Annotated in this window: 1 protein-coding gene; it reads left to right on the top strand. The window is 30.1% G+C overall.

The genetic code is table 11. The features are described from left to right. The first annotated feature begins 307 nt into the window (after positions 1-307). Positions 308-706 carry a T9SS type A sorting domain-containing protein gene (locus AC07XN_RS24495; protein ID WP_494744953.1) on the top strand — a complete coding sequence of 133 codons (399 nt, stop codon included), beginning with the start codon at positions 308-310 and terminating at the stop codon, positions 704-706. The last annotated feature ends 232 nt before the right edge of the window (positions 707-938 follow it).

The following is a 938-nucleotide window of genomic DNA, read 5'->3' as shown; positions in this document are numbered from 1 at the left end:
ATAAATATGAATTTTGACGAAAATTTAATGAGTTTTACCCAAATTTCAAAGAACGATTATTTCATGAATCTTAATAATTCCCTCGTTAGGGATAAATATGAATTGCGCTAATCTGTCCTTAAACCGAACAGTTGTGTACTAAAACCGAACACCTTTCTAAAGAGTATTAAAATGCAAGTGCCTGATAATTAGTGTTTTATGTTTTTTGGCACAGTTCTGTTAATACTATTAGCATAATCGGAAAGATTAATCTCGGAAAATTTAATTTAAATAAATAGGAACTTTTAATTTCTAAACAACAAAAAAAATGAAATCAATAGTAAAAACTTTCGCCATTGCTTTATGTTCAGTATTGTCATTCTTTGCTAATGCAACAGACAAAAACGAAGCTACTAATACTCAGAAAACCTTTGCAGTAGGGATGTATCAAACAATTAATACATTACAAATGAATATATTGATTGAAAAGCTTGAAGGTAAAAATTTGTCAATCTCTTTGAAAAATGAAAAAGGAGAAGTGTTAGCTAACGAGTATGTTGGTAAAAAAGGAACTACCTATCGTGGTAAATTTGATTTAAGCGAATTGGAAGATGGTAAATATAGCTTTGAAATTACCGACGGTGCTACTAAAATTGTTAAGACTGTAAATGTAGGTACAGTATCACCAGAGCCAGCTACAGCTGATCGTTTTATTTCGATGAATTAATAGCAAAGCTTTAATAAAAGACATTGCTGAAACCTCTAAACTTCAATAAATATAGGGCAAGATTAAAAAGTTTGATTTTTAATCTTGCCCTTTTTACGTTAGATAACTGCATGGTTACAGAAAGAATGCATCTATCAGTACATCTTCCCTCCAGAAAAACCTAACACTTCTTGCATGATTTTGAGCAATTATTTGCAAAAATTGCAAATAATTGCTGTTTTTACTATGAAAT

It is taken from the genome of Arcicella sp. GW458-12-2-14-TSB2, from assembly GCF_059423785.1.
This window is presented reverse-complemented; position numbering and strand designations above follow the sequence as displayed.

Coding starts and splice junctions, on each gene's coding strand:
- AC07XN_RS24495 (WP_494744953.1), top strand. CDS start 308: ATGAAATCAATAGTAAAAACTTTCGCCATTGCTTTATGTTCAGTATTG.